We start from the raw sequence: 20,727 nt of genomic DNA, 5'->3' as shown, positions 1-20,727 counted from the left end.
GGGCGCAAATTTCAGGGGTGCAATCGAGTTGCAAAAGGATGGTTGCAGCGTAGCCCTGCATCTCCTCGTACCCTGTCGGACAGCGCCGACCCCGGTCGTGCGCCGTGGCGCCTTCTTCCTGCAGCCTTGCCTAGCCCAGCCGCTGGAACGTCAGAATGAATGCCACCCCATCTGCCGTATTGCGCGCATTGATCGTGCCGCCCATCTTGGCCATGTAGGTCTTGGCCACGAACAGGCCCTGGCCCCGGTGCTCCCCTTCGCCCACGGGTGTGGGCAGGTTGGGGTCGGAGACTCCCAGCTCGAAGATGCGGCCCAGCAACTCGTCGGCAATTGTGACCCCCACGTTGTGCAGCGTGGCGCTGGCCGTGGATTCCGATGCCGTGAGCGTGAGCGTAATGGCCGTGCCCGCAGGGCGGTAGCGGTCAGCATTGCGCAGGATGTGCGTGACCACATCCTCCAGCGCGAATTCGTCGGCGCGCACGATGACTGTGCCAGCGCCCCCCTGGTACACCACGTCCACGATGCCAGCGAAGTGCGCGTTGTCCGCCACATGGCGCAAAAAGGCGTCGAGGTCGAGCCGCCCCTGCGGCACGTCGGCCGCCTGCAGCGCCTCGGCCGGCGAAGCGGTGCCATAGAGCACGTGCACCGCCTGCTGCATTCGCTGCACATAGCGGTGGCCTGGGTCGCCAGGGCCCCCATGCAGAACCATCAGCGACTGTAGGGGCGACATGATCTCGTGGCCCACGGCGTGCCACATGTCGCGCTCCTGCTGGGCGCGCAGCTGTTCACGCTGGATGTCGTCCTTCACGCGCTGCAGCAGGTCGGCCAGGCCGCCCGCCAGGATGCCCAACTCGTCCGAGCCGCGCAGGTCCGAGACATCGAGGTCCCCCAGGCGCGGGCCGATGTGCCCGTCCTGCACGTTGTAGGAGACGGCGGCTGCGCGCCGGGTGAGGGCGGTCACGCGGCGCAGCAGCCCCACCTCCACGACCAGCCAGGCCAGCGCGATGGCGGTCAGCATGGCACCCAGGTACCAGGACATGCGCGTGGCCACGGCGGCCAGGCCCTGCTCCAGTCCGCGCAGATTGCCGGTGAAGCTGACCACGTAGTTGCCCGTGGGCGTGTCGAGAATGTCCAGGCCCGCCGGCGTGGCGCGCGCATCGGGTGCGTCCAGCGGCAGCCAGCTCACCAGGCGGATCAGCCAGGGGGCCGAGGGCTCGGCCTGCACCTCGCTGCCCTTGAGGGTGAGGGTGTTCTCCTCGCCATCGCCCATCTTTCGCACCTGCACCTTTTCACCGGGCAGCAGGCTGCGCGTGACCTCGGTCAGCGAGGCGCCGGGCTGCGCGCCGGGGGTGTTGCTGTCGAACAGCGCCGGGCCCTCGCCGGGCGCGAGCATCTCCACGCGCACGCGCATGCTGCCCAGGTCTTCGGGCGGCCACACCAGGCGCTCCTTGCGGAACAGGGCCTCGCGGAACAACTCCACCGGCAGGCGGATGGAATAGAAGCTGCGGCGCAGGCAGTCGGGCGCAGCGCCGGCCAGGTCGCGGCACTGGCCGTTCTGCCACAGCCAGCCGCGGAAATCGCGCACCGGGCGGGCGCGCACATCGAGCGCCTCGCCGCCGTTGTCCACGAAGCCGGTGAGCCGGCCACGCGCCCCGGGGCTGTTGCCGGCCGCCGTGCTGCTGGCTGGCGCCATGGCCTCGAATGGCGCCACCCAGCGGCTGGTGGTGCCGCGCATGTCCAGCGTCACTCGGGCCCGGTGCACGGCCGCCAGGTCCAGCGCACCGCGTTCGCGCGCGGCCAGTTCGCCTGCGTAGAAGCTGCCCACGATGTAGATGAAGCCGCCTGCGTAGGGGTTGTTGCCTATGGCCGCGCAGACCGAGGAGCCATCGGGGTACAGCACCGAGCAGCCGGCCATCTCCACCGCCTGCTGGGCCTTGTTCTGGTCGTCGAAGTCGATGGCCGAGTAGGGCAGCAGCAGCGGTGCGAGCGGCGTGGCACCCTGGCCCAGGCTTCCTGCGTTGAGCAGCGCGAGCTGCCCGGAGGGGTGGCGCAGCCGCGCCATCACCTCGGCCTGACTGCGCTCGAAGCCGTGCTGGTAGCTCTGCCAGGCGCGCTCCTTCTCCTCGCGCAGCAGCACCACACTGAGCGCCACGGTGGCCACCGCCAGCAGGATGAACACGCTGCGCACAAGGATGCGCAGGCGAAAGGCCGGCAGGCCCAGGCGCGGCATTTCGAGCCGGGGCATCTCCAGGCCGGGGCGCAGCAGGCGCTTGATCATGTCTTGAGGCGGCCTTGCGCCAGCGGCGAGCCGACCCAGCGAAACCCGCGCATGGGCACATTCTCGATCCCTTCGAAGGCCGGGTCCACTTCGCGCAGGGCCTCGCGGATGGTGCTCACATGCTTGCGCACGTTGTCGCGGTTGCGCCCGCTCTTGACCACCTCGAACAGCTCGTCGTACGAGACCACCTCGCCGCTGCGCTGGTGCAGCGTTGCCAGGATGCGCTGCGCCGTGAGCGGCAGGTTGATGCGCTCGCCGCGCCAGGTGGGGGTGCGCTGCCACAGTGGGTCGAGCACCAGCGCGTCGCCCGGTGCGGCGGCAGCCGCGGCAACGGATGCCGCAGCCTGGGTCGTCTGCGTGGTGCGCAGGATGTCGAGGAAGGTCTCGATGAAGTCGGCCTCCTCGAAGGTCGTCTTTTGCAGGTAGTCCCAGGCGTCCAGCGCTTTCATGATGCTGCGGTAGATGGCCGCCGGCATGGCCGACACCACCAGCACCGGCGTGCCCTGGCGCAGCTTGTTGATGGCGTTGATGAGGGCCACGCCCGCATGGCGCTCGCGGCCGAGCTCGATGTCCAGCACCACTGCGTCGTAGTGCTCGCGCGCCAGGGCCGCCTCGGCCTCGTCGCGGGTGAACCACTGGTCGATCACGATGCCGCTGCGCGCACTGCGTATCCAGCCGGCCAGCTGGTTGCTGGTGGGCAGGTCGTCTTCGATCACGGCGATGCGGGTCATGGAGCGGTTCTGGAAGTGGTGCTGCAGGGATTATCCCGGGCCCCCGCCGGCAGCGGTGTGAGTTTTTCTTCCGGGGTAGGAGCTTTTGCACGCCCGGCGTGAGCGCTTTGGTGGGTGCGCCGCATTGTTGCTTCCGGGGGGAATGCGAAGAATTGGACACCAATGCAGCACGGAAATCCGGCGCCGCAGAGAAACCACCCACCGAACCGAACCAACGAGGGAAACACCATGAAAGCCACCTGGAACCGCATCACCCGCGCCCTGCGCCGCACCCCTGCTGCTGCCCCTGCCGTGGAGACCATGCTGGACGGCGCCCAGGAAGAGATCGCTGCAGGCGCTCCCATCGCCGCCTCCCGCCCCCTGGCCCTGCAGTCGCCCCGCACCCTGGGCTGGCTGGTTGCCGGCACGGCGGTGGTGGCCGCGGGCGCCATGGTGTACCGCAACCCCCCGGTGCAGCACCTGGGCCAGGGCGAACTCGGTGTGCGCGTGAACCAGTTCACCGGCTCGGTCAGCCAGTGGCGCGATGGCAGCGTGTGGGTGCTGCCCGGCCTGCACAGCGTGCGCGTGTTCACCCTGCGTGACCAGACCTACCGCGCCGAGCAGATGCGCCAAGCCACGGGCAGCGCGCCGCTGCAGTCGGTGGAAGGCCTGTCCTTCGGCCTGGACCTGAGCGTGCGCTATGCGCTGGATCCGGCCGCTATGGCCGCCCGCTCGGCCCAACTGCCCGACAACATCGGTGCCGAGATCGTCGAGCCCGCCGTGCAGGGTCTGATCTACAAGGTGTTCGCCCGCTACACGGTGCGCGAGATCTTCTCGTCCAAGCGCGCCGAAATCCAGCAGATCATCGAGACCGAGCTGCGCACCCGCCTGGCCGCCGATGGCGTGCTGCTGCGCCACGTGCAGATAGGCAAGGTGGACCTGCCCGCCGAATACCGCCGCGGCATGGACAGCCTGCTGGCAGAGGAACTGGCCTCCGAGAAGATGCGCTACACGCTGGAGCTCAAGGACAAGCGCGTGAAGGAAACCGAGCTCGACGCCAGCGCCGACAAGGTGCGCCGCGAAGTGGCCGCCGAAGCCTCCGCCCGCGAACAGGTGATCGCCGCCCGCGCCCAGGAAGAAGCCATGAAGCACGTGCTGCCCTTCAAGCAGCGTCAGATCGAGCAGCGCCAGCTCGAAGCCGAGGCCGAGAAGGTCTCGCGCATCAAGGCCGCCGAAGGCAACGCCCAGGCCCGCCGCATCGAAGCCAACGGCGAGGCCGACGCGCGCCAGAAGCTGGCCGAGGCCGAGGCCTACCGCATGGACCGCATCGGCAAGGTCAACGCCGAGCAGATGGCGCGCGAAGGCGCGCTGGTCACGCGCCACCCGCTGCTGATCCAGAAGACGCTGGCCGACAAGCTGTCGGACAAGATCCAGGTCATCATCGCGCCCCCTCCGACCAATGGCGACTTCATCGGTGCCGCGCTGCTGGGCGGCAACCGCAACGCCCAGGCCGTGGCCGCGCAGGCTGCTGCCGGTGCCGACGACGCCTCCACGACCCAAGCCACGGAGCAATGAACATGAACCGCACCACCCTGACGCTCGTCGCGGCCATCGCCTCTGCCGCCACCATGGTCGCCACCGCTGCCGTGCAGCCCGCACCTGCCAGCGCCCTGGGCAGCGCCATCGTCGTGCAGGACCAGGCCAGCCTGCGTGCTGCCCCCCGTGACTCGGCCCAGCAGCAGTCCGCCCTGTGGCAGGGCGAGGTGCTCGAGGTGCGCGGTGAGCGTCTCGATTACCTGCAGGTATGGGACCACAAGCGCGAGCGCGGCGGTTTCATCCGCACCAGCGACGTGCGCCGCGTGGCGCTCGATGAGGCCGAGGGCCCGGCGCTGCTGTCGGTGCTGCGCTTTGTGCGCGACACTCCGGGTTCCGAGGCGCTGGGCATCGGCATCACGGCCGCCTACCTGCAGGCGGCGCCCGCCAGTGCGCTGGCCGGCGAGCAGGGCGCCCAGGCCTTCGACGCATTGGGAACCCTGGCCGACCGGCTGGCGCGCCGCGCCTCGGCCGCCGTGCCTGGCAAGGCCTCGGGCGCCACCTTGTCGGCCCACCTGGACGTGGCCAACGGCTACGGTGTGCGCTTCACCACCTACGAGGTCGAAGGCCGCATGCAGGTCTGCTACGACGGCGAGGCTTTTCGCCGCGTGCTGGCCATGCCCATGGCCGATGCCGAGCAGCGCGCCCGCGCCGCCCTGGCGCTGACGCGGCCCGAGTGCGTGAACCCCGACCTGCCGCCGCACGAACGGGCCCGCGTGCAGGAGTGGCAATCGCAGGTGCTCGAGCGCGTGGAAGTGGCGGGCCTGTCGCCCTATGTGCGCAACCGCATCCAGATGCGCCGCGCTGGCGTGTGGAGCGCCATGGCTTTCCAGCAGGCGCGCAAGGACGCCGCCGGCCCGGCCGTGGCCGCTGCGGCATCCCGCGCCCTGGCCGAGTTCGCGGGAGTCAGCAAGAACGACCTGCCCGATGAAGACCAGGCCGCCTACAACGATGCCGCCATGCGCGTAGGCGCCGTGCGCTGGGCCCTGGTGCCCACCAGCCTGCCGGCAGCCCAAGGCAACCGCCCCGGCATCGTGACCGAGCCCGGAGCGCCCGGCGAGACCTGCGTGCTGCTGGTCGATGCCCAGAAGGGTGTGAAGGCACCATTGGTGCGCCGCTGCACCTACGGCGTGGTCTGGGCCGCCTCGGCCAGTGTGAACCGCGAGGGCACGGCCCTGGCGCTTGCCGTGCAGCCCCTGGAAGGCTGGCGCGAACTGTGGGTGATGCGCAAGACAGCCGAGGGCTGGCTGGTCGACGTGCTGCCCCCCGCCGCCAGCGCGCCCGAGACCGGCGTGGCCGAGTGGGCCGGCTGGGTGCCTGGCGGCCAGCAGATGCTGGTGGCGCGCGAGGCCCGGGGCCAGGGCCGCTACCGCCGCAGCTTCGAGATCGTGCGCCTGGAAGGCCTGGCCACCGAGCGCGTGACCGGCGACGTGGCTGCGCTGCCCCTGTTCCAGCGCTGGCAGGATCCCGCCTGGAAGCGCCAGACCTTGAGTCTGCGGTAAGCCGGCGCCTTTAAACTCGCCAAGGCCGGGCAGCGCTGCCCGGCCTTTCTTCATCCGCATTCCGAGGAGTTCTTCGCATGTCCGCATCGCCACCGTTGTCCGCCCTGCTGTCCCGCGTGGACGCCGCCATCGTGGACCTGGACGGCACCATGGTGGACACGCTCGGGGACTTTGCCGAGGCGCTCAACCGCATGCTGCGCGAACTGGCGCTGCCTGCCATCGGGGCCGAGCACATCGAGCACATGGTGGGCAAGGGTTCGGAGCACCTGCTGCGTTCGGTGCTGGGCCATGTGCTGGCGTCCGGCGCGCAGGCGGCAGATGCCGCGCAGGTGGAGTCGCTGTACCTCGCTGCCTGGGCCAGCTACCAGAAGCACTACCTTGATATCAATGGCCAGTACGCGCAGGTGTACCCAGGCGTCGTGGCAGGCCTGCAGGCGCTGCAGGAGGCAGGCCTGCGCCTTGCCTGCCTGACCAACAAGCCCACGGACTTTGCCGTGCCGCTGCTCAAGGCCAAGGGGCTCCACGGTTATTTCTCGCAGGTGTTCGGTGGCGACAGCTTCGAGCGCAAGAAGCCCGATCCGCTGCCCCTGCTCAAGACCTGCGAGGCCCTGGGCACTGCGCCTGCGCGCACGCTGATGGTCGGTGATTCGAGCAATGACGCACAGGCTGCGCGCGCCGCCGGCTGCCCCGTGGTGCTGGTGACCTATGGCTACAACCACGGCCACCCCGTGCGGGCCGTGGATGCCGATGGCTTCGTGGATGCGCTCGCGGAGTTCTCGGCCGCAACCTGAGGGTTTGTCAGGCCGCGATACGGCGCTGTCCGTTCGCCGGCAGCAGGCGTGAGGCATTGCTGGCTGGGCGGGGGGCTGCGACCGGGGTGGCATGGCCCGCCCCGAGCCGGAACACGGCCACCGCCTCCACCAACTGCCCGGCCTGGGTCTTCAAGCTGTCGGCCGCCGCAGCGCTCTGCTCCACCAGCGCGGCGTTCTGCTGCGTGGCCTGGTCCATCTGCGTGATGGCCTCGCCCACCTGGCCCACGCCCGAGCTCTGCTCGCTGCTGGCGGCGCTGATCTCGCCCATGATGTCGGTCACGCGGCGGATGGATGCCACCACCTCGCTCATGGTGGCGCCGGCCCGGTCCACCAGGGCGCTGCCGCGCTCCACACGTTCCACGCTGGTGCCGATCAGGCCCTTGATCTCCTTGGCCGCCTCGGCGCTGCGCTGGGCCAGGTTGCGCACCTCGCTGGCCACCACGGCAAAGCCGCGGCCCTGTTCACCCGCGCGGGCTGCTTCCACTGCGGCATTCAAGGCCAGGATGTTCGTCTGGAAGGCAATGGAGTCGATCACGCTGATGATGTCGGCGATCTTCTTGCTGCTTTCGTTGATGCCCTTCATGGTGTCCACCACCTCGGCCACCACCTGGCCGCCCTGGATGGCGACGGTCGAAGCGCTCATCGCCAGTTGGTTGGCCTGGCGTGCGTTGTCGGCGTTCTGGCGCACGGTGGAGCCCAGTTCCTCCATGGAGGCGGCGGTTTCTTCGAGCGCCGACGCCTGCTGCTCGGTGCGGGCCGACAGGTCGTTGTTGCCCGAGGCGATCTCGGCGCTGGCGGTGGCCACGCCCTCGGCGCTGTGGCGCACATTGCCGACGATGGTTGCCAGGCGCGACTGCATGGTGGCCAGGGCCTGCAGCAACTGGCCGGTTTCGTCGTTGTGCGTGGTGGTGATGGGGTGCGTCAGGTCGCCATCGGCAATGCTTTCGGCCGCCTGCTTGCCCTGCTGCACCGGCCGCACGATGGAGCGCGTGACGGTGAAGGCCAGCAGAGCGCCCAGCGCCACCGCGATCAGCGTGCCCACGCCCAGCAGCACCTGGCTGGCTTTGGCCAGCGCGCCGGTGTCGCTCTGGCTCGCGGCCAGTTGCGTGGCCATGGCGGTGCGCAGGTCATCGAGGGACTTGAGGTACCGGTCGGCCAGTGGGCGCAGTTCCTTGTCCACCAGTGTGGGTACATTCGGCTCGCCACCGCGGTGCAGCTCGCGGATCTCGGCGAGCTTCTCGCTGTAGGCCTTGCTGGCGGCAGCGATGGTGGCCAGTTGCGCGCGGTTGCTGTCACCCTGCACCAGGCCTTCGACGCGCTGGACCTTGGCCTCGATGCCCTTGGCCGTGGCCTGCGTGTCGGCCGTGAGCTTCTCCATGTAGTCGCGGTCAATGGCCTTGAGGAAGGCCTCGGTGCGCACCCAGTTCAGGCGGATGTCGGCGGCCCAGTTCTCGACCAGGGTCTGTTGTTCGATCTCCTGCGTGGCCACGCGCTCGCTGGCGCCCTGCAGGCTGGCGATGCGCCACATGCCGGTGGCTGCGATGAGCGCCGTGATGAGCAAAATGGCGCTGAAGGACAGGCCCAGGCGCAGGCCGACGGAGAGGTTGCTTGGTTTCATGGTGTGGTCAGGCGCGCGAACGAAGGTGCAGGGTCATAGGGCGAGGGTTGTCGGCGGATCGCTCCGGCGAGGAGAAGGCCCGGCTGCAGCGTGCGGCGGATGGCGCATGCACACGCTGCCGGGGCTTGAACAGGTTCTTCGAAGGTTACGCCTGCGGTTTGCAGACGCTGTGTCTGCCGGGTGACAGAGGTGGGTAGGTGCTTTCCCGGGAGGGTGGGCGCAATGGGAGAGCTGCTTACGCAGGCTGCTTGCCCAGCAGCGCGTCCTTGAGCTTCCAGTCCGCCGGCGCATTGCCCAGCCAGATGCCCAGCAGGGCGTTGAAGAACTCGGGCTCCTTGAAAGGCTCGCCCTGGGGCTTGCCCTTGACGGTGATCACGGTGCCGGTGCCGGGAATCCAGTCCACTTGGAACTGGTCACCGGCCATGAGCTTCTTGTGGTCGGAGAAGATCTGGCTCATGCGCAGCACGCCGGGGATCAGCTTGGAGAAGGCCGCGCGGTCCATGTTGTCTTCCATGCCACGCGAGAACAGCTTGCCCAGCTCGGTGGAATCGATCTCGCGCAGCATGGTGATGCTCATGCGCTTGGGGCCCTTCTGGCTCGCCACCTCCTGCGGGGTGCCGGCCTTCTTCTCGAGGTACAGCCCGGCGGTGTAGACCTTGAACACCGCCTTGTAGCGCACGCCCGCACCATTGAGCTGCAGGCTGCTGTCGGCCACCTGGGTGGTCTCTTCGTACTTCACGTTGGACACCGTGATGGGCTGGGCCATGGTGGCCCCGGCCAGAATGCATGCGGCGGCGAGTGCAGCGCATCGCACCATGTTTTTCATGCTTGTCTCCTCAAAATAGAACGACCGTTCGTTTCTAATTGTTGCAAGACCGTGCAACGGGCGCAACAGGGTTTTCGAGTGGTTCTTCATGGTGATTGCATGCCAAAAACCCGAAAGCTCCAAGACCTTTGCTACACTTTGGACCATGTTCATTCACCACGTGTTCATCACAGGTTGCAGCGACCGGGGAGCCTGGCCCTGGCGTCAGCCTGTCTGCCTGAACGCCTGATGGCACCTGGGCGATCCGCCCCAGCGTGCACCCGTGGCCCTTGTCAGGGCCGATTGAATGAACCGCAGCGCCCCCAATGCCCATTGGCGGGGACACGCGCTGTGATAGCTGGGAGCTCTCCCCGTGATCACTGAACTTGAATTCAAAAGCCTGGCCGGCGAAGGCTACAACCGCATTCCGCTCATGGCCGAGGCCTTTGCGGACCTGGAAACCCCGCTCTCGCTTTATCTGAAGCTGGCGCGCGCCAAGGAGGGCGGCAAGCACAGCTTCCTGCTCGAATCCGTGGTGGGCGGCGAGCGCTTCGGGCGCTACAGCTTCATCGGCCTGCCGGCGCGCACCTTGCTGCGCGCCAGCGGTTTCGGCGCTGCGGCGCGCACCGAGGTCGTTACCGACGGCCAGGTGGTGGAGACTGCCGAAGGCAATCCGCTCGACTTCATCGCGGCTTACCAAAAGCGCTTCAAGGTAGCGCTGCGCCCCGGCTTGCCGCGTTTTTGCGGTGGCCTGGCAGGGTACTTCGGCTACGACGCTGTGCGTTACATCGAAAAGAAGCTCGAGAACACCTGCCCGCCCGATACCCTGGGCTGCCCCGACATCCTGCTGCTGCAGTGCGAGGAACTGGCGGTCATCGACAACCTCTCGGGCAAGCTCTACCTCATCGTCTACGCCGATCCTGCCACGCCCGAAGCCTATGCCAAGGCCAAGAAGCGCCTGCGCGAACTGAAAGAGCAGCTCAAGTATTCGGTCAGCGCCCCGGTGGTCAAGCCCACCGAGAGCCATCCCGCGCAGCGCGATTTTTCCAAGGCCGACTACCTGGCCGCGGTGGACCGCGCAAAGGAGCTGATCGCCGCCGGGGACTTCATGCAGGTGCAGGTGGGCCAGCGCATCCACAAGCGCTACACCGAAAGCCCGCTGTCGCTGTACCGTGCGCTGCGCTCGCTCAACCCCTCGCCGTACATGTATTTCTATGACTTCGGCGACTTCCACGTGGTGGGCGCCAGCCCCGAGATTCTGGTGCGCCAGGAGAGCACGCCGGACGGGCAGAAGATCACCATCCGCCCGCTGGCCGGCACGCGCCCGCGCGGCGCCACGCCAGAGAAGGACAAGGCCGCCGAGGTCGAACTCATCAACGACCCCAAGGAGCGCGCCGAGCATGTGATGCTGATCGACCTGGCGCGCAACGACATCGGCCGCATCGCCAAGACCGGCACCGTGAAGGTGACCGAGGCCTTCGCCGTGGAGCGCTACAGCCACGTGATGCACATCGTGAGCAATGTCGAGGGCATGCTCAACGACGGCATGACGGCCATCGACGTGCTCAAGGCCACCTTCCCGGCGGGCACGCTCACGGGTGCGCCCAAAGTTCATGCGATGGAAGTCATCGACCAGCTTGAACCCACCAAGCGCGGCCTGTACGGCGGCGCCTGCGGCTACCTGAGCTATGCCGGCGACATGGACGTGGCCATCGCCATCCGCACCGGCATCATCAAGAACGGCACGCTCTACGTGCAGGCAGCCGCCGGGGTGGTGGCCGATTCGGTGCCCGAGCTCGAATGGAAGGAAACCGAGCACAAGGCCCGCGCCCTGCTGCGCGCTGCGGAGCTCGTCGAGGAGGGCCTCGAATGAGCCGCGCCATCGACCAGGTGCAGCACTGCACCACCATGGCCGACGTGCGCCGTGAAATCGACGCACTCGACGACGTGCTCGTGCCGCTCTTGGTGCTGCGCACGGGCTACATGACGCAGGCTGCGCGCATCAAGCACAGCGACGCGCAGGTGCGCGACGAGGCGCGCATCCAGGCCATCGTGGACCGGGTGCGCGAGCGCGCCCTGGCACAGGGCGGCCAGGCCGAAGTGATGGAAGCCATCTACCGGGGCCTCATGGAGGCATCCATTGCCTACGAACACCGCGAGTTCGCGCGCCTGCGCGCCGGGCACGCCAGCGACGCGGGCCAGACCGCAGGGAGCGCAGCATGAAACTCTTGATGGTCGACAACTACGACAGCTTCACCTACAACATCGTGCAGTATTTCGGCGAGCTCGGTGCCGAGGTCGAGGTGCACCGCAACGACGAGATCACGGTCGACGAGATTGCCGCCCGCCTGGCCGCCGGCCAGCTCGACCGGCTGGTGATCTCGCCCGGTCCGTGTTCACCGGCCGAGGCCGGCATCTCGGTGGCTGCGATCCAGCACTTCGCCGGTAAGTTGCCCATTCTGGGCGTGTGCCTGGGCCACCAGGCCATCGGCGCGGCCTTCGGCGGCACCATCGTGCGCGCACAGCAGTTGATGCACGGCAAGACCAGCGTCATCACCACCACGCAGCAGGGCGTGTTCGCGGGCCTGCCCGAGAAGTTCACCGTGAACCGCTACCACTCGCTGTCCATCGAGCGCGCCAGTTGCCCCGAGGTGCTGGCCGTGACCGCCTGGACCGACGATGGCGAGATCATGGGCGTGCGCCACAAGACGCTGGACATCGAGGGCGTGCAGTTCCATCCCGAGAGCATCCTCACCGAACACGGCCACGCCATGCTCAAGAACTTCCTGGAGCCCCGGCCATGATCATCGAGACGCACCAACTGCTGATGTTCATCGCGGCCGGCTGGCTGCTGAACCTGACGCCTGGGCCGGATGTGCTCTACATCGTCTCCAACGCGCTGCGTTCTGGCACGCGCGCGGGCATCGTGGCGGGCCTGGGTATCACGGCCGGCTGCTTCGTGCACATCTTTGCCGCCGCCGTGGGTGTGGGCGCGCTGCTGGCCGCGTCGGCCACGGCCTTCACCGTGCTCAAGTGGGTGGGCGCGGCCTACCTGCTGTGGATGGGCGTGCGCATGCTGTTCGCCAAGGCCTCGGGTGATGGTGGCAGCGGTGCCGCCATCGCTGCGGCGCAGGCCGCGCCGGCTGCGGCCGTGCCGCTGCGCGGCGTCTTCATGGGCGGCTTCTGGACCAATGTGCTCAACCCCAAGGTGGCGATCTTCTTCCTGGCCTTTGTGCCCCAGTTCATCGCGCCGGGCACGGACAGCAAGGCCCTGGCCTTCGTGCTGCTCGGGGTGCTGTTCAACCTCAACGCCATCCCCGTCAACGTGGGCTGGGCGCTGGCCGCCAGCTGGATGGCGCGCCGCGTGGGCGCCGTGCAGCGCGGCATGCACTGGCTGGACCGCGTCGCCGGGGCAATGTTCATCGGCTTCGGCCTCAAGCTGGCCTTCTCGGACCGGCCTGCCGCTTAAAAAATTACGAGACGGAGACCACACCATGTCCATCACCCCCCAGGAAGCGCTGCAGCGCACCATCGAGCACCGCGAAATCTTCCACGACGAGATGCTGCACCTGATGCGCCTGATCATGAGCGGCGAGCTCTCGCCGGTGATGATGGCGGCCATCATCACCGGCCTGCGCGTGAAGAAGGAAACCATCGGCGAGATCACGGCCGCCGCGCAGGTGATGCGCGAGTTCTCCACCAAAGTCCACGTGCCCGACAGCATGCACCTGGTGGACATCGTGGGCACCGGCGGCGACGGGGCCAACACCTTCAACATCTCCACCTGCTCGATGTTCGTGGCGGCTGCTGCGGGCGCCAAGGTCAGCAAGCATGGCGGGCGCGGCGTGTCGAGCAAGAGCGGCAGTGCCGACGTGATGGAGGCGCTGGGCATCCACATCAACCTCACGCCCGAGGCGATTGCCCAATGCATCGCCGAGGTGGGCATCGGCTTCATGTTCGCGCCCAACCACCACCCCGCGATGAAGAACGTGGCGCCCGTGCGCCGTGAGCTGGGCGTGCGCACCATCTTCAACATCCTCGGCCCGCTGACCAACCCGGCCGGTGCACCCAACATCCTCATGGGCGTGTTCCACCCCGACTTGGTCGGTATCCAGGTTCGCGCATTGCAGCGCCTGGGCGCCGAGCATGCGCTGGTGGTCTATGGCCGCGACGGCATGGACGAAGTCAGCCTGGGTGCCGCCACCCTGGTGGGGGAGTTGAAGAACGGCCAGATCACCGAGTACGAGGTGCACCCCGAGGACTTCGGCCTGGCCATGTCCAGCAACCGCACACTCAAGGTGGAAACCCCCGAGCAGTCGCGCGACATGCTGATCGGTGTGCTCAAGGGCGATCCCGGTGCCGCGCAAGACATCGTCTGCCTGAACGCCGGCGCCGCGCTGTATGCGGCCAATGTGGCGAGTTCCATCGCGGATGGCCTGGCCAAGGCGCGCGCAGCGATTGCCTCGGGTGCCGCGCTGGCCCGGCTTGAGCAACTGGTGGCGCGCACGCACGCGCTGGCGGTCTGATCGCCGCAGCAGCGCATGACAACACAAGGGCACCGCATGTTGCGGGACGTCAACGACCTCGCGGCTGCCGTGAGGGAGGACGCCTGTCTGTACCTGCCCGAGCGGCTGCACCGAAAGGCCGTATGGGCCTATCTGGGACCTGTCCTGTTCGCCTGGGGCAGCTGCTACTTCTTTCTATTCGTGCTGCAGCCTTCGATCGCTACCGCGTGGTGGGTCATTGCGCTGGTCGTTGGCACCGCCATGGGCATGTGCTGGTGGCAGCTGCGGCGCTTCACGTACCGGGTGCGGTGGGTGCTGAACATGTCCCTGCGCACGTTGCTGCCTGCACAGGCAGCAGGCCCGGCCATTCCCCTGGACCCGGCGCATTCCATCGGCATCATGCCCGGCCCTCCAGATCACGGCTCCCTTTCCTGCGAGGTCGAGTTTCGCCATAGAACAGCAGGTCCGATCGCGACCCTGTTCGCGGTGGAACTGCAGTCCTCCGATACCGAAACGCTGTCTATGCAGATGGGCACCCTCGACCGGTGCGTGGATGAACTGGCGGCCCGCCTCGGTATCCGGCGGTCCGGTGGCCGCTTGATGCCTGTCTACTGACCTGTCCTGCGTGCCGAGCTGCCATGCTGCCACCCGTCCCCCGGCGCACCGCGCCGGGCCATGGTGCTCGCCGATACCGGGGGCATCGTGCCCATGCGCGCGAATGCGCCGGGAGGGTGGCTGGGCCGGCACACGCCGCATGCATCTGCGGGGGGCATTCGATGGTGGCGGGCTTTTTCGCGCTGGCTGCCTGGCGTGCCTTTCCGGCGCGCTGTGTATTGGCAGATGCGCCTGCGTCTCTCTTTGCGACCGCATTGCGCGTTGCCCCAGGTCAGAGGACTCGTCGTGACGCGCAAGCCTTCACCTGTGCCCGCACGTCTGCGCATTTTGTCGGCTTGGGTGGCTGCTATCGAGCAGCAATCCAGGGTGTGGCTTCCCTTGAGCCTCGGGGGCGCCAGTCTCGCGGATCTGACGGTTTTCGTCCCATTGTGTGGCATGTCGGTGCTTGTTTTTGTTGCAACGGTGATCATGGTCCTGGATTGGCGGGCGCAGTATCTTTGGAGCATTTCTGGTCTGTTGGGCTGCCTTGCGTTGCTTGCGCAACCATCGCTCTGCGACTTCGATTCCAAAACGACAAGTCGCGGGGCTGGATACTGGATTTTCGAAGCCGCACACTTACGCCTCTGGGCTTGAAGAGGCAAGGCACAGTTGTCTTGCATGAGGGGTGCGGCCTGAGCTGGGAGCCCTTTGGCAATGCGAAGGGGACGATGTTTTACTGCCGCCTGGTACTGGACCCTGGGCCTGCTGGCCAGAGAATCCCACTGACGAGCCTGACGTTGCAGCGTGGCTCCAGGCGTGACCAGGCATTGATTGACCGGTGCCTGGAGCATTTGAACGGTCGTCTTGGTCTCCAGGGTGTCGAGCCAAGGCAGGGCCGGTAGCCAGAGGCGGCATCACGCCACCGCTGATTTCTTGTGTGCCGAAGTTTCGTGGTGTACTTTGGTGCGGCTAGTTTGAATTTTTCGTGAAGGTTTTCCCATGAGTGACATCCTCAACAAGATCGTGGCCGTCAAGCACGAAGAAGTGGCCGCCGCTACCAAGCGCATGCCCCTGGCCGCGATGCGTGCCGATGCCGAGAGCCGTGTGCTCACGCGCGACTTCGAGGGCGCGCTGCGCGCCAAGATCGCCAAAGGCCAGGCGGCGGTGATCGCCGAGGTCAAGAAGGCCAGCCCCAGCAAGGGTGTGCTGCGCGCCGACTTCATCCCCGCCGATATCGCGCAGAGCTATGCCGATGGCGATGGCACGGTGAGCGCGGCCTGCCTTTCGGTGCTGACCGACAAGCAGTTCTTCCAGGGCAGCGTGGATGCCCTCAAGCAGGCGCGCGCCAGCTGCCAGCTGCCCGTGCTGCGCAAGGACTTCATGGTCGACGCCTACCAGATCTACGAATCGCGGGCCATGGGCGCCGATGCCATTTTGCTGATCGCGGCCAGCCTGGACGATGCCCAGATGGCCGACTTCGAGGCGATTGCGCGCAGCCTGGATATGGCGGTGCTGGTTGAGGTGCATGACGGTGCTGAGCTCGAGCGTGCGCTCAAGCTCAAGACCCGGCTCGTGGGCATCAACAACCGCAACCTGCGCACCTTCGAGGTGTCGCTGCAGACCACGCTGGACCTGCAGAAGAACGTGCCGGCCGACCGCCTGCTGGTCACCGAGTCCGGCATCCTCACGCCGGCCGACGTGAAGACCATGCGCGATGCGGGCGTGAATGCCTTCCTGGTGGGCGAGGCCTTCATGCGCGCGCCTGAACCCGGCGAGGCGCTGGCGAACCTGTTCGCCTGATCCACGGCCTGCCACCCATGACCGACGCCACCCAACTGCAAAGCGCTGACCCCGCTGACTGGCCTGTGGCTCCCGGCTGGCAGCCGCTGGTCGATGCCTTCTTCGCCGGCCCGCGTGGCCAGGCGCTGCTGGGCTATCTGCAACAGCGCCTGGCCGCCGGCGCTGCCATCTTCCCGCCCAAGCCTTTGCGCGCGCTGGAGCTGACACCACCCGAGCAGGTGCGCGTGGTCATCCTCGGCCAGGACCCGTACCACGGGCGTGGCCAGGCCGAGGGGTTGGCGTTCTCCGTCGCGCCCGGCGTGCAGTTGCCGCCCTCGCTGCGCAACATCTTCAAGGAGATGCAGCGTGACCTGGAGACCCCGTTTCCCGCATGGCCCGAGCCGGGCGGCAGCCTCGTCAAATGGGCGAAGAACGGCGTGCTGCTGCTCAACACCGGCCTCACGGTGGAAGAGGGCCAGGCCGCGAGCCATTCCGGCAAGGGCTGGGAGGAACTGACCGACGCCGTGATCCGCCACGTGGCCGAAGGCGAGCGCCCGGTGGTATTCATGCTCTGGGGCGCGCATGCCCAGTCCAAGCGCGTGTGGATCCCGGCCGACCGGGGGCACATGGTGCTGACCTCCAACCACCCCTCGCCGCTGTCGGCTCTGCGGCCCCCCGTGCCCTTCATCGGCAACGGCCACTTCGGCAAGGCGCGCGAATTCCGCCAACAGCACGAAGGGCGCGATTGAGAATCACCAGGGCCCGGGCAGCCGCTCCCTGAGCAGGTCCAGAAAGGCCTGCGCCGCCACGGGCAGGCTGCGGCCCGACAGGGTCTGCAGCTCCAGGTCGCGCAGGTCCATGCCCTGGTCGCCGATGGGCAGCGCGACGATGTCGCCAGCGGCCACCATGTGGCGCGCCGCGATCTCGCTGGACACCGACAGCCCACCCCCGTTGGCCACGAAGTGGAGCATGGTCTTGACGTGGTTGCTCACCAGCACCGGCGCCAGCTGCAGGCCCTGGCGGCTGCAGACGATGTCGATCATCTGGCGCACCGTGGTTTCGGGCGGCGGCAGGGCCAGCGGGTACTGGCCCATGCGCGCCAGCGTCACGCTCTTCGCACCGGCCAGAGGGTGGCCGGGCGGCACCAGGGCCAGCACCGGCGCCCGCTGGCGGTAGGCTACGTCGATGTCCTTGTGTGGCGCGCGGCTGAAGCACAGGCCGATGTCGGCCGCGCCGCTGCGCACCGCACCGGGCACCTGGGCCGTGGGCAGGGACTGCACCTCGAACTGGATGCCGGTGTGCGTGCGCTGGAATTCCACGCACAGGCGCGGCACCAGCTCGTTGGCAAAGGCGTCGGAAGTGGCCAGGCGCACCTGACCGGCGCGCAGTCCCTGCAAGGCGCCGATCTCCCCCAGCGCCCGTTCGGCGTCGAGCACCGTGCGGCGCGCGTGCGTGGCCAGGATCACGCCGGCCGCGGTGAGCACCATGCCGCGCGGGTGCCGCTCGAACAGCGGCGTGCCCAGCTGCGATTCGAGCCCGGCGATCTGCCGGCTCAGGGCCGAGGCGGCCACGTGCAGCCGCGCCGAGGCTTCGGTGAGCGAGCCGCTTTGCGCCACTTCGAGGAAGTAGCGCAGAGCCGTGTCTTGCAGGAGTTGGGCGCGCATGGAGGGGTCGATGGGAGGTTTGCCGTGGATCATCTCAAAAAGCGAAGCGCTTTGCCGGTGCGGCAAAGCTATTTGCTGATTTGGTGGTGGTCATGCGACTGCCACATTCCTAAGATGAAGCCTGTTGCGCCGCCTTCCTGTGGATATCGGGGGAGAGCGTGCCCGGTTCTTCCTGTCCCCGTTCTTTTTCTGGAGTGCTTCGTATGCGTCTTTTTTCCTGGGGCCGTAGCGTGCTTGGCCTGGCCTGCCTGATGGCCGTGTGTGCGGGGGCGCATGCGCAATCGAACTGGCCCGACCGTCCGGTGCGGGTGATCGTTCCCTTCCCGGCCAGCGGTGCCACCGACCTCGTGGCCCGCGTGGTCGCGCAGCGCGTGGCGCAGGACCTGGGCCAGCAGATGGTGGTGGACAACCGCCCCGGCGCGGGCGGCACCATCGGCGCGGCCGAAGCCGCCAAGGCGCAACCCGACGGTTACACCCTGCTGCTCACCACGAGCAGCACGCACGCCATCTCGCCCCATCTGATGCCGCGTCTGGCCTACGACCCGCGCAAGGACTTCACGCCCGTCGCCCACCTGGCCGATGCGCCCAGCGTGCTGCTGGTGACCAACTCGTTGCCCGTGAAGACGGTGGGCGAGCTGATTGCCTACGGCAAGGCCCACCCCGGCAAGCTCAATTACGCCACCAGTGGCAATGGCACCATCGTGCACCTGAACGCTGCGGCCTTCAGCGCCCAGGCCGGCGTCGAGATGATGCACGTGCCCTACAAGGGCACGGCCCTTGCCATCCCCGACCTTGTGGCTGGTCAGACCCACGTGCTGTTCGACTCGCTGCCCACGGGCATGCCGCACGTCAAGGGCGGTCGCCTGCGCGCCCTGGCGGTGACCAGCGAAAAGCGCAGCGCGCTCGCGCCCGAACTGCCCACCATGGCAGAGTCCGGCCTGCCCGGCTATTCCTCGGTGACCTGGTTCGGCGTGTACCTGCCGGCCGGCGCACCGCCCGCACTGGTGGACCGCATCCACAAGGCCTTTGCCAAGGCCATTCAGTCGACCGAGGTGGCCGAAGGCCTGGCCAAGCTCGGCGTGGAGCCCGCCGCCCCCAGCACACCCGCCAAGTTCGCTGCCATGGTGCAGGCCGACAGCGCCCGCTGGGCCACCGTGATCCGCCAGCACAAGATTTCCGTGGAGTGACCGAGACGATGAACGCACGCACCCCTGCCGACACCCCCGCCCTGGACTGGGCCCTGCCTTATGCCTCCCACCGCAGCGCGGTGATGGGGCGCAACGTCGTCTCCACCTCGCAGCCGCTGGCCGCGCAGGCGGGGCTGCGCATGCTGCTGGCCGGCGGCAACGCCGTGGACGCCGCCATCGCTGCCGCCATGGCGCTCACCGTGGTCGAGCCCACGGGCTGCGGCCTGGGCAGCGACGGCTTCGCCATCGTCTGGGACGGCAAGGAACTGCATGGGCTGAACGCCTCGGGCCGTTCGCCCGCCGCATGGACACCTGCGTACTTCGCCGAGCGCGGGGGCCTGCCCGAGACGGGCTGGAACGCCGTCACCGTGCCTGGCGCCGTGTCCGCCTGGGTGGCCCTGTCCAAACGCCTGGGCAAGTTGCCGTTTGCCAAACTGGCCGAGCCCGCCATCGACTATGCGCGCAATGGCTTCCCGGTTTCGCCCACCATCGCCCGGCTGTGGGCGCTGGGGGCGGCCAAGCTCGGTGCCCAGCCCGGCTTTGCCGAGTGCTTCATGCCCGGTGGCCGCGCACCGCGCGCGGGCGAGATCTTCCGCAGCGAAGCCCATGCGCGCACGCTGGAGCTGATTGCCCAGACCGAGGGCGAGGCCTTCTACCGTGGCACCCTGGCACGCCAGATGGTGGAGCATTCCCGCGCCAATGGCGGAGCCATGACCGAGGATGACCTCGCTTCGCACCAGGCCGACTGGGTGGGCACCGTGAGCCAGCGCTTCGGCGATTCGGTGGTCCATGAAATCCCGCCCAACGGCCAGGGCATCGCCACGCTGATGGCGCTGGGCATGCTTGAGTCCTTCGGCATCGGCGGCCAGCCTTTGGACCATGTGGACACGGTGCACGCCAGCATCGAGGCCATGAAGCTCGCGCTGGCCGACCTGCACCAGTACAACGCCGACATCGATGCCATGCGGGCGGTGACGCCGCGCGACCTGCTCGACGCCGGCTATCTGGCGCAGCGCGCACAACTGATTGATGCCGCGCAGGCCGGCGACCCCGGCCACGGTGCGCCGCGCCCCGGCGGTACGGTGTACCTGGCAGCGGCCGATGCCTCGGGCATGATGGTCTCGTTCATCCAGTCCAACTACATGGGCTTCGGCTCCGGCGTGGTCGTGCCGGGCACGGGCATCAGCCTGCAGAACCGGGGCCACGGCTTCACCCTCACGCCAGGGCATGCCAACGAGGTGGCCCCGCGCAAGCGTCCCTCGCACACCATCATCCCGGCTTTTTCCATGCATGCCGACGGCACGCCGCAGATGGCCTTTGGCGTAATGGGCGGCCCCATGCAGTCCCAGGGCCACCTGCAGATGGCCCTGCGCGTGCTGCGCTACGGCCAGAACCCGCAGGCAGCGGCCGACGCCCCGCGCTGGCGCGTGACGGGCGGCAAGGGCGTGGCGGTGGAGCCGGCCTTCGACCCCGCCGTGGTCGCCGCACTGCGCGCTCGTGGCCACGAGGTCACGGTGGAGGAGGGCAATGGCGTCTTCGCCTTCGGCGGCGCCCAGCTCGTGCTGCGTGACGGTGGCAGCTACATCGCCGGCTCCGACCCGCGCAAGGACGGGCACGCGGTCGCTTTCTGACGCATCAGAGAGCGGCTGTCGGCCCTGGGGGGCGGCTGCGCACCGGGTG

Annotated in this window: 19 protein-coding genes; 14 read left to right on the top strand and 5 right to left on the bottom strand. The window is 68.1% G+C overall.

Translation table 11 applies throughout. From position 1 onward, the window contains the following. Positions 1-130: 130 nt before the first annotated feature. The gene (locus QYL93_RS16655) at positions 131-2,278 is read right to left on the bottom strand and encodes a HAMP domain-containing sensor histidine kinase (protein ID WP_305744664.1); all 2,148 of its coding nucleotides are present in this window, start codon (positions 2,276-2,278) and stop codon (positions 131-133) included. Beyond that, complete coding sequence (locus QYL93_RS16650; RefSeq protein WP_057203923.1) at positions 2,275-3,009, bottom strand: response regulator transcription factor; 735 nt, start codon at positions 3,007-3,009, stop codon at positions 2,275-2,277. Before QYL93_RS16650 ends, QYL93_RS16655 begins: the two co-directional genes overlap by 4 nt. A 228-nt stretch (positions 3,010-3,237) precedes the next feature. Between QYL93_RS16650 and QYL93_RS16645 the strand changes: the two genes are divergently transcribed. The 3 genes from QYL93_RS16645 (at position 3,238) to QYL93_RS16635 (ending at position 6,874) form a co-directional block, all read left to right on the top strand. After that, positions 3,238-4,563 carry an SPFH domain-containing protein gene (locus QYL93_RS16645; RefSeq protein ID WP_305744663.1) on the top strand — a complete coding sequence of 442 codons (1,326 nt, stop codon included), beginning with the start codon at positions 3,238-3,240 and terminating at the stop codon, positions 4,561-4,563. A 53-nt stretch (positions 4,564-4,616) separates the two neighbouring features. Then, positions 4,617-6,083 carry a hypothetical protein gene (locus QYL93_RS16640; protein WP_305744715.1) on the top strand — a complete coding sequence of 489 codons (1,467 nt, stop codon included), beginning with the start codon at positions 4,617-4,619 and terminating at the stop codon, positions 6,081-6,083. A 77-nt stretch (positions 6,084-6,160) separates the two neighbouring features. After that, positions 6,161-6,874 carry a phosphoglycolate phosphatase gene (locus tag QYL93_RS16635; protein WP_305744662.1) on the top strand — a complete coding sequence of 238 codons (714 nt, stop codon included), beginning with the start codon at positions 6,161-6,163 and terminating at the stop codon, positions 6,872-6,874. Positions 6,875-6,881: 7 nt separating this feature from the next. Here QYL93_RS16635 and QYL93_RS16630 read toward each other — a convergent pair whose 3' ends face one another. After that, positions 6,882-8,513 (bottom strand): methyl-accepting chemotaxis protein, encoded by a 1,632-nt coding sequence (locus tag QYL93_RS16630; protein ID WP_305744661.1) that lies wholly within the window; start codon positions 8,511-8,513, stop codon positions 6,882-6,884. Between the two features lie 235 nt (positions 8,514-8,748). Then, complete coding sequence (locus tag QYL93_RS16625; RefSeq protein WP_305744660.1) at positions 8,749-9,339, bottom strand: chalcone isomerase family protein; 591 nt, start codon at positions 9,337-9,339, stop codon at positions 8,749-8,751. A gap of 352 nt (positions 9,340-9,691) precedes the next feature. Here QYL93_RS16625 and trpE point away from each other — a divergent pair, with 352 nt between their 5' ends. From trpE to QYL93_RS16580, 9 genes are all read left to right on the top strand, one after another. Further along, positions 9,692-11,191: an anthranilate synthase component I gene (gene trpE / locus QYL93_RS16620; protein WP_305744659.1), complete on the top strand. Its 1,500-nt coding sequence runs from the start codon at positions 9,692-9,694 to the stop codon at positions 11,189-11,191. Next, positions 11,188-11,541 (top strand): chorismate mutase, encoded by a 354-nt coding sequence (locus QYL93_RS16615; RefSeq protein WP_305744658.1) that lies wholly within the window; start codon positions 11,188-11,190, stop codon positions 11,539-11,541. The genes trpE and QYL93_RS16615 overlap by 4 nt, the downstream gene beginning before the upstream one ends. Beyond that, complete coding sequence (locus tag QYL93_RS16610; RefSeq protein WP_305744657.1) at positions 11,538-12,122, top strand: aminodeoxychorismate/anthranilate synthase component II; 585 nt, start codon at positions 11,538-11,540, stop codon at positions 12,120-12,122. The genes QYL93_RS16615 and QYL93_RS16610 overlap by 4 nt, the downstream gene beginning before the upstream one ends. After that, on the top strand, positions 12,119-12,787 hold the full coding sequence (locus tag QYL93_RS16605; protein WP_305744656.1) for a LysE family translocator: 669 nt from the start codon (positions 12,119-12,121) through the stop codon (positions 12,785-12,787). The genes QYL93_RS16610 and QYL93_RS16605 overlap by 4 nt, the downstream gene beginning before the upstream one ends. 25 nt (positions 12,788-12,812) lie before the next feature. Then, positions 12,813-13,844, top strand: coding sequence for an anthranilate phosphoribosyltransferase (gene trpD / locus QYL93_RS16600; RefSeq protein WP_305744655.1), 1,032 nt, complete (start codon positions 12,813-12,815; stop codon positions 13,842-13,844). Between the two features lie 36 nt (positions 13,845-13,880). Then, entirely contained in the window at positions 13,881-14,438 is a 558-nt protein-coding gene (locus tag QYL93_RS16595; RefSeq protein ID WP_305744654.1) for a hypothetical protein, read from the top strand. A gap of 60 nt (positions 14,439-14,498) precedes the next feature. Then, a complete protein-coding gene (locus QYL93_RS16590) occupies positions 14,499-15,071 on the top strand; it encodes a hypothetical protein (RefSeq protein WP_305744653.1) in 573 nt (190 codons plus the stop codon). A gap of 345 nt (positions 15,072-15,416) precedes the next feature. Then, positions 15,417-16,217, top strand: a complete 801-nt coding sequence (trpC, locus tag QYL93_RS16585; RefSeq protein WP_305744652.1) for an indole-3-glycerol phosphate synthase TrpC — start codon at positions 15,417-15,419, stop codon at positions 16,215-16,217. Positions 16,218-16,234: 17 nt separating this feature from the next. Beyond that, positions 16,235-16,945, top strand: a complete 711-nt coding sequence (locus tag QYL93_RS16580; RefSeq protein ID WP_305744651.1) for a uracil-DNA glycosylase — start codon at positions 16,235-16,237, stop codon at positions 16,943-16,945. A 3-nt stretch (positions 16,946-16,948) separates the two neighbouring features. Here the strand turns inward: QYL93_RS16580 and QYL93_RS16575 are convergent, their stop codons facing one another. Then, positions 16,949-17,860, bottom strand: coding sequence for a LysR substrate-binding domain-containing protein (locus QYL93_RS16575; RefSeq protein WP_305744650.1), 912 nt, complete (start codon positions 17,858-17,860; stop codon positions 16,949-16,951). A gap of 203 nt (positions 17,861-18,063) precedes the next feature. Between QYL93_RS16575 and QYL93_RS16570 the strand changes: the two genes are divergently transcribed. Next, a complete protein-coding gene (locus tag QYL93_RS16570) occupies positions 18,064-19,047 on the top strand; it encodes a tripartite tricarboxylate transporter substrate binding protein (RefSeq protein ID WP_305744649.1) in 984 nt (327 codons plus the stop codon). An 8-nt stretch (positions 19,048-19,055) separates the two neighbouring features. Further along, positions 19,056-20,678, top strand: coding sequence for a gamma-glutamyltransferase family protein (locus QYL93_RS16565; protein WP_305744648.1), 1,623 nt, complete (start codon positions 19,056-19,058; stop codon positions 20,676-20,678). Positions 20,679-20,727: the final 49 nt, after the last annotated feature.

The sequence above is a fragment of the Acidovorax sp. A1169 genome, from assembly GCF_030704685.1.
GTDB lineage: Bacteria > Pseudomonadota > Gammaproteobacteria > Burkholderiales > Burkholderiaceae_C > Acidovorax.
This window is presented reverse-complemented; position numbering and strand designations above follow the sequence as displayed.

What these genes read in the sequence shown, in the direction of transcription:
- QYL93_RS16610 (WP_305744657.1), top strand. Translation starts at nt 11,538, where the DNA reads ATGAAACTCTTGATGGTCGACAACTACGACAGCTTCACCTACAACATC.
- QYL93_RS16615 (WP_305744658.1), top strand. Translation starts at nt 11,188, where the DNA reads ATGAGCCGCGCCATCGACCAGGTGCAGCACTGCACCACCATGGCCGAC.
- QYL93_RS16575 (WP_305744650.1), bottom strand. Translation starts at nt 17,860, where the DNA reads ATGCGCGCCCAACTCCTGCAAGACACGGCTCTGCGCTACTTCCTCGAA.
- trpC (WP_305744652.1), top strand. Translation starts at nt 15,417, where the DNA reads ATGAGTGACATCCTCAACAAGATCGTGGCCGTCAAGCACGAAGAAGTG.
- QYL93_RS16570 (WP_305744649.1), top strand. Translation starts at nt 18,064, where the DNA reads ATGCGTCTTTTTTCCTGGGGCCGTAGCGTGCTTGGCCTGGCCTGCCTG.
- QYL93_RS16630 (WP_305744661.1), bottom strand. Translation starts at nt 8,513, where the DNA reads ATGAAACCAAGCAACCTCTCCGTCGGCCTGCGCCTGGGCCTGTCCTTC.
- QYL93_RS16580 (WP_305744651.1), top strand. Translation starts at nt 16,235, where the DNA reads ATGACCGACGCCACCCAACTGCAAAGCGCTGACCCCGCTGACTGGCCT.
- QYL93_RS16645 (WP_305744663.1), top strand. Translation starts at nt 3,238, where the DNA reads ATGAAAGCCACCTGGAACCGCATCACCCGCGCCCTGCGCCGCACCCCT.
- QYL93_RS16565 (WP_305744648.1), top strand. Translation starts at nt 19,056, where the DNA reads ATGAACGCACGCACCCCTGCCGACACCCCCGCCCTGGACTGGGCCCTG.
- trpD (WP_305744655.1), top strand. Translation starts at nt 12,813, where the DNA reads ATGTCCATCACCCCCCAGGAAGCGCTGCAGCGCACCATCGAGCACCGC.
- QYL93_RS16605 (WP_305744656.1), top strand. Translation starts at nt 12,119, where the DNA reads ATGATCATCGAGACGCACCAACTGCTGATGTTCATCGCGGCCGGCTGG.
- QYL93_RS16625 (WP_305744660.1), bottom strand. Translation starts at nt 9,339, where the DNA reads ATGAAAAACATGGTGCGATGCGCTGCACTCGCCGCCGCATGCATTCTG.
- QYL93_RS16635 (WP_305744662.1), top strand. Translation starts at nt 6,161, where the DNA reads ATGTCCGCATCGCCACCGTTGTCCGCCCTGCTGTCCCGCGTGGACGCC.
- QYL93_RS16655 (WP_305744664.1), bottom strand. Translation starts at nt 2,278, where the DNA reads ATGATCAAGCGCCTGCTGCGCCCCGGCCTGGAGATGCCCCGGCTCGAA.
- QYL93_RS16650 (WP_057203923.1), bottom strand. Translation starts at nt 3,009, where the DNA reads ATGACCCGCATCGCCGTGATCGAAGACGACCTGCCCACCAGCAACCAG.
- QYL93_RS16595 (WP_305744654.1), top strand. Translation starts at nt 13,881, where the DNA reads ATGTTGCGGGACGTCAACGACCTCGCGGCTGCCGTGAGGGAGGACGCC.
- QYL93_RS16640 (WP_305744715.1), top strand. Translation starts at nt 4,617, where the DNA reads ATGGTCGCCACCGCTGCCGTGCAGCCCGCACCTGCCAGCGCCCTGGGC.
- QYL93_RS16590 (WP_305744653.1), top strand. Translation starts at nt 14,499, where the DNA reads ATGGTGCTCGCCGATACCGGGGGCATCGTGCCCATGCGCGCGAATGCG.